The sequence below is a fragment of the Mesorhizobium sp. M5C.F.Ca.IN.020.32.2.1 genome, assembly GCF_004023105.1.
GTDB classification, from domain to species: Bacteria; Pseudomonadota; Alphaproteobacteria; order Rhizobiales; family Rhizobiaceae; genus Mesorhizobium; species Mesorhizobium wenxiniae.
In genome coordinates this window covers 1-6,465 of record NZ_RZSX01000328.1, presented here as the reverse complement: position 1 = coordinate 6,465, position 6,465 = coordinate 1, and the positions used below count along the sequence as shown (strand labels likewise).

Sequence of the window (6,465 nt, the reverse complement as noted above, 5' to 3'; positions counted from 1 at the left end):
GACAGGATGAACATCATCCCGTCAACGATTGCCAGTGCCTTCGCGGAAGGCGACATCCTGCAAGTCTTGTTCTTCTCGGTCCTGTTCGGCATTGCTTTGGCGATGACCGGAGAGACGAGCAGGCCGGTCGTTACCTTTCTCCAGGCGCTTACCGCCCCCATTTTTAAGCTCGTCGGCATTCTGATGAAGGCTGCACCCATCGGCGCCTTCGGCGCAATGGCCTTTACGATCGGCAAATACGGTATCGGTTCGGTGGCCAACCTCGCGATACTGGTCGCGACGTTCTATCTTACCGCCTTCCTCTTCGTGTTCGGGGTTCTCGGCGCGGTCTGCCGCTACAACGGCTTCTCGATCTTTTCTCTTGTCCGCTACATCAAGGACGAACTGCTGCTTGTCCTGGCAACGTCCTCCTCGGAGGCCGCGCTGCCCTCGCTCATGGAGAAGATGGAGAAGGCCGGCGCCGCGCGTTCGGTCGTAAGTCTCGTCATCCCTACTGGATACTCATTCAATCTGGACGGTACCAATATCTACATGACGATCGCCGCCCTCTTCATCGCGCAGGCGACGAACACAGATTTGTCAATTGCCGATCAGATCCTCCTGCTGCTAATTGCGATGCTTTCCTCGAAGGGTGCGGCAGGCGTCACCGGCGCCGGCTTCATCACATTGGCCGCTACTCTCTCTGTCGTGCCGAGTGTTCCCGTTGCCGGAATGGCTCTAATTCTTGGCGTGGACCGCTTCATGTCGGAATGCCGCGCGCTGACGAATTTAGTCGGTAATGCGGTGGCATCGCTCGTTGTCGCTCGCTGGGAAGGCGAATTGGACCAGTCACGGATGGAAGCCGCTTTCCGCGGTTAGGGTTACATCAAACTGGCTCCCCGCAAGCAAAATCGCAACAGCGCGACGTGTAAGTCGCGGCCTTGCCACAACAGTCGAATTGCCAGCCTCCAAAGAGCGCTGGAAATAGAGTACTAACGCAGTGAGTAATACAACACCATGAAGCCCCTAAGCAAACGAACGGTTCACGGAAACTCATCTGGGTGCGCATGGAGCGCTGTTCGTCGAATGCGCTATCAACCGCCGGGTGTGGGAACTATTTCAGCTTGCCGCCCCAAGCCGTCGCGGGAGCGCACCGGATGATGGAGGACCGGCCGATCAGAATCGCTAGGGGAAAGCGCGTCACAATTGCCGATCTCGCCCGCGAAGCCGGAGTCAGCGTAGCAACAGTCGATCGGGTTCTGAACGTCCGCCTTCCGGTGCGAGAGGAGACCGCCCAGCGGGTCCATGCGGCCGCGCACGCGATCGGCTATCATGCTGCCGGTCTCATCAAACAGCGCTTGCAGCAGCACCTGCCGCACTACAAGCTGGGCTTCATCTTGAGAAAACCTACCCACGATTTCTACCAAGATTTCGCTCGCAAGATCGAAGAGTCGGTCAGTATGGCTAAATCCTTCCACGGCCTTCCGATCATCGAGTTCGCGCAGTCACATTTGCCGCGTGACCTGCTCCCGCTTCTTAAGGACCTTGGGAGCCGCTGCCAGGCGATCGCCATGGTGGCGGCCGATCACCCGAAAATCACAGCATCAGTCGAGGAGCTCAAGGCGAAAGGTATCCCGGTATTTTCGCTGCTATCCGACTTCGCCGATGGCGTGCGCGAGGGCTACATCGGCCTCAACAACAGCAAGGTCGGACGGACTGCCGCTTGGGTGTTTTCCAAGACCGCAAAACGGCCCGGCAAGGTGGCGGTGTTTGTCGGAAGCCATCGCTTCCAGGCGCATGCGACGCGGGAAACGGCCTTTCGTGCGTATTTTCGTGAGAACGCGCCAAAATTCGAGGTGCTTGATGCGCTCGTGAACCTTGATGAACGGCAGCTCACTTACGAAAAATTGCTGGATCTTATGCAGCGGGAACCAGAGCTCGTCGGCTTCTATATGGCCGGCGGGGGGATAGAGGGGGCAATTTCCGCGCTCCGAGAAGAGGGGAGCGGTCAGGATCTCGTCGCGATCGTGAGTGAAATGACGCCGCAGTCACGTGGGGCGCTTGCGGATGACATCTTGACGATGGCGGTCGGCACGCCAATGCGCCGACTTTGCCAGGAGCTGATAATGGCAATGGAGCGGGCCATCAAAGCCGGCGTCGCGGAGAGCCCGGGGCAGACATTTCTGCCGTTCGACATTTATCTTCCGGAAAATATTTGAGCTTGATGGATTTCTATCATGAGCGCCCATTTTCCTTTCACCGATGAAAGGAAAGCTCGATTGACTCGGCCGTCTCTGTCCGATCTGTGAACCGGCGTGGTTCCGTCTTGAAAGAAGCCGGATGCCGAAATGGCAGCCGCGCTTCATGGAAGGAAAGTCAAGCAATGCGCCAGGTATCGCCCCGCTTTGCACTCGATCACATGGCGGCGCCCCGCCTTGACGTCAGTGCGCTTTTCGCGCTTGCCCGTGACCAAGGCCTGACCGACGTCCAAATCCGTTACCCTCATTTCAGCAATCCTGTCGCACGCGGCATTCCGGCTGCGGACGTCCGGTTTGCCGCTACCGAAGCGGGCATCACGATCATCTCTGTCAACGCCTTGCAGCGGTTCAACGACTGGACTCCAACGCGTCAGGCCGAGGCAAGCAACCTCGCCGATTATGCGACGGCGTGCGGGGCGGAGACGCTCGTTTTGGTGCCGGCCAACCGCAGCTCGTGGCCCACCAATAGCGAGCGCCAGGACAATCTTCGTTTCGCTCTAAACGAGATCAAGCCAATCCTCCAGTCGCGGGGTCTGATCGGTCTTATCGAGCCGCTGGGTTTCCGAACCTGCTCGCTTCGATCAAAGAAGGAAGCGGCCGAGGCCGTTGCCGCGGTTGATGGCCAGTCCGTCTTTCGCCTCGTGCACGACACGTTCCACCACACCCTGGCCGGGGAGACATGCCTGTTCTGCGAGCTTACCGGCCTGGTGCACATTTCAAGCGTAAACGACCCGACCTTCTGGATTTACCCCGATCGCTTTCTTGCAGGTTCCGACAATGGCAGCCAGATTCAGGCGCTGCTGGATGGCGGCTACGCGGGACCTTTCTCGTTCGAGCTGGTCGAGGAAGTCCATTCTCTGGACGATCTCGCAGGCGCACTTGCCGCCAGCATCGACTTTATCCGGCGAGGGCTATTGTCGTCAGAGTAGATGGTGACAGGAGTAGTGACTATAGGTGCGCCTGAATTTTCCGTGGGTTCACAGCGGGACAGCCATCCGAGATGCCTCTTGCATCATTATCTCCCGCATCCAGATGCTTGCCGGATCGCTATTGTGGAGGGCCGGCCATTGGAGGGTCTCGGTGAATGTGGGAAATGGCAGCGGAAGTTCGATAACCCGCAGGGGGAACGTGTTTTCGAAATGCCTGACCAGCCGCAAGGGCATGGTCGCTATACGAGCTGTGCCGGACACCATAGGTGGAATCATGCTGAAGCCCTGCACGGCGACCTCGACACGTCTCTTAAGGCCATGCTCAAGCAAAAACCATTCCTCGATAGACGGCTTCATCGTACGCCCGAACCTGACCGCGACGTGCCTCATCGACATGTATCTCTCGAATGTAAGCTGCTGTGGCAGCTGCTTGTTTGTGGGACAGCCTACGCACACGAGCTTCTCGTCAAACAGCGGAACGCTTGAATGCACACTCGACGTGAACATATCCGGTAGAATTAGAAAATCGACGTCACCGCGCCGGAGAAGCTCATCGGGGCTATCGTCGACAGGCAGCAGTTCGAAGCTGACGGCGGGGGCTTCCCGTGCAATACGCTCCACAAGCTTTTCGAAAAACACGAGCGTGACGAAATCGGAAAGAATGATCCTGAAGAGGCGATCGGCTCGAGCTGGGTCAAACGGATCCGAAGAAATAATCGAGCACTGGATGTGCTGGAGAGCGTCGCGAACTGCGGGGGCAAATGCTGCCGCACGCGGGGTTAGAAATCGTTCGCGACCTCTTATCGTAAACAGTTCATCGCGGAAATAATCGCGCAGTCGGGCGACGGCCGCACTCATGGCGGGCTGACTCAGGTTGATCCTGCGTGCCGCCGCCGAGAGATTACGCTCCGTCAGGAGTGCGTCGAGCACAACGAGGAGATTTAGATCAAGTCCTTTGAAACGCATGTCATCAGCCATCCATGGGATGGATGCCTTTAACCGAAACAAACGACTTTAACAATTTAGCATTCTTGCAATCTTTTGTCGCAAAAAGTTTATGATGGATGACGTTAAGGTCCGACATATGAGCCGCGTGATCTGCCGAAGCGAGCAATCGTACGTACTGTGCAGGTCAGAGATTGGCGGTTTGAAATGCCGGGCCGATGGCGCCGGGCTATCAACCAGCGTCTTCGGCGGCCCCGACCTAGCAAGGCGTGGTCCGAGGCGACTGATGGGCGGTTTGATCCTAAGCTGCCGTGAGGCCTGTGTTGTATCGGCGAAGCCAATGCAGCAGTTCGGCAGCGTTTTTGAGAGCTGTTGTAGGCTCGGCCTAAGCCCATTGGCGCAAGCCTGTCTGAACGAAGCGCTTGGCCTTGCTGTTATCCGGTGGTGATCTGTGGTGCCTTTTCGTCCTGCCGTTCTTGTTTTGGAACGCCCTTATGGTGAGCCCATCCGGGACGTGGGGCACCGGGAGCACGAAGGTGCAGGCAGGCCGTCAATAGACCGTGGGCTGAGAGCCCGAGCTCGTTACATCGCCGCCCCTCGCGACTTTCCCGGAGGCGCTGCGAGCGCGGATCAGTAGATGTCGTGTTACCCGCCAGCTCCCGTCTTTGACCGAGCCAAGAAGGAGGAACGGGCATGCGCATCATCGGACTGGATATTCACCGCGCCTTCGCCGAAGCAGTGGCATGGGAGGATGGCAGGCTCAGGCGACTCGGCCGCGTCGACATGCGGCGCGATCTGCTGGCGGCGTTCGCCGCGAAGCTGTCGCCGAACGATGTCGGGGTGATCGAGGCCACCGGCAACGCGACGTCCGCTACGGCTGTGGTTGCGCCGCATGTGAAGAAGGTGGGGATCGGCAACCCGAAACAGGTGCGTATCATTGCCTATGCCAAGATCAAAACGACGATCGAGGCCGACGTTCTTGCGCAGCTCTATGCCAGCGGCTTCTTGCCAGAAGTCTGGATTGCGGACGAGCCGACGCAGGCTCTGCGTCGACAGGTGACACGGCGCAATCAGATTGTCCGACAGAGATCTCGATTGAAGACCGTCATCCAGTCGATCCTTCATAGCCACCTGATCCCGTCCTGCCCGCATGCCGACCTGTGCGGCGCCAAGGGTCGGACCTGGTTAATCGAGCAGGTCGTACCGCAGGACGAGCGCCTCGCGATCGATCGGCATCTGCGCGAGTTCGACCGATTGGGCGAAGACCTCCAGGTCATCGAACGCGATCTTGCCCGCTCGGCTCTCGAGGATGAAGGCGTGAAGCGGCTGATGACCATTCCCGGCGTCGACATCACCGTCGCGCTGGCGATGAAGGCGGCGATCGGCGACGTGTCGCGCTTCGACGATCCGCAGAAGCTCGTGACCTATCTCGGGTTGAACCCAAGCGTCCGACAGTCCGGCCAGGTCCGGCCTACCATGGGCGGATCACCAAGCAGGGCCGTGGTCATGCGCGCGGCATGCTCGTCGAGGCGGCCTGGGCGGCCGCTCGTGCTCCCGGACCGTTGCGAGCCTTCTCCCTGCGGCGTGCGAGCCCGGCGCGGACAGCATGTCGCGGCCGTGGCAACCGCACGCAAACTCTCTGTCGTGATCTGGCATCTGTTGATGAAGGGCGAGAGTTACGCGTGGGCTCGACCCTCCCTGCATGCCAAGAAGCTTGCGCGATGTGGAACTCAAGGCCGGGAGCAAGGCTGTGCGCGGCCAAAAGGGAGCCGCGCACGCCTACAACATAAAGAGCCACCGGGAAGAAGAGCGCCGCTGGGTGGAGCAGGCCGAGGGCGCCTATGCACGCCTCGCCGCCGGTTGGAACCCACGAGGTCCGAAGAGGGTAGGCACGGATGCCGCAAACGAGGCGCGACGATAGAAGCTGCGCGGCAGGGCTCTCATCTCGGACCCTGCTCTTCGCCACGCGGTCGTCCGTGCGCGACAGGAGAATAGCGCAGATTTATCAACAAGGCTCTTGTCGATCACATCAGTGGTCTTGGGCGCTGTACGGCCGGGTGAAGACTTTGCAGGTGGCCCGGAAAGCGTTTGACCTGTAGCGAAGCAATTGTCGTCATTACGCGCTCGACCCGGGCGCCCAGCTTGGCATAAGAGCTACGTGGCCTCAGGAAGCGTCGTCAATGCAGACCATGGACGAATTCCCAGCCGATGCCGAGATGCCGGTCGACCGTGCCTGTCGCCGTCCGGTGATGCGATGCCCCCGAGCGCATGAGTTCGCCCCGGATGCTCCCGGTCACGACGCACGGGTTCGGGTTCCAAGGCGCTCAGTTTGTTCGCGCCTAATCGGTGTAGGG

5 protein-coding genes are annotated in these 6,465 nt (G+C 59.4%); 4 read left to right on the top strand and 1 reads right to left on the bottom strand.

Annotated elements, in window-relative coordinates; all coding sequences use genetic code 11:
• From EOA86_RS17525 to EOA86_RS17515, 3 genes are all read left to right on the top strand, one after another.
• Nucleotides 1-858 (top strand): cation:dicarboxylase symporter family transporter (locus EOA86_RS17525; RefSeq protein ID WP_128342800.1); only part of this gene is annotated, 858 nt, incomplete at its 5' end.
• 278 nt (nt 859-1,136) lie between these two features.
• Complete coding sequence (locus EOA86_RS17520) at nt 1,137-2,198, top strand: LacI family DNA-binding transcriptional regulator (protein WP_091600622.1); 1,062 nt, start codon at nt 1,137-1,139, stop codon at nt 2,196-2,198.
• A gap of 164 nt (nt 2,199-2,362) precedes the next feature.
• Entirely contained in the window at nt 2,363-3,166 is an 804-nt protein-coding gene (locus EOA86_RS17515) for a TIM barrel protein (RefSeq protein ID WP_091600623.1), read from the top strand.
• Between the two features lie 48 nt (nt 3,167-3,214).
• Here the strand turns inward: EOA86_RS17515 and EOA86_RS17510 are convergent, their stop codons facing one another.
• Nucleotides 3,215-4,132 (bottom strand): LysR family transcriptional regulator, encoded by a 918-nt coding sequence (locus EOA86_RS17510; protein ID WP_091600624.1) that lies wholly within the window; start codon nt 4,130-4,132, stop codon nt 3,215-3,217.
• Between the two features lie 672 nt (nt 4,133-4,804).
• On the opposite strand from EOA86_RS17510, the gene EOA86_RS17505 reads away from it, so the two are divergent.
• Nucleotides 4,805-6,106 (top strand): IS110 family transposase, encoded by a 1,302-nt coding sequence (locus EOA86_RS17505; RefSeq protein WP_236473627.1) that lies wholly within the window; start codon nt 4,805-4,807, stop codon nt 6,104-6,106.
• Nucleotides 6,107-6,465: the final 359 nt, after the last annotated feature.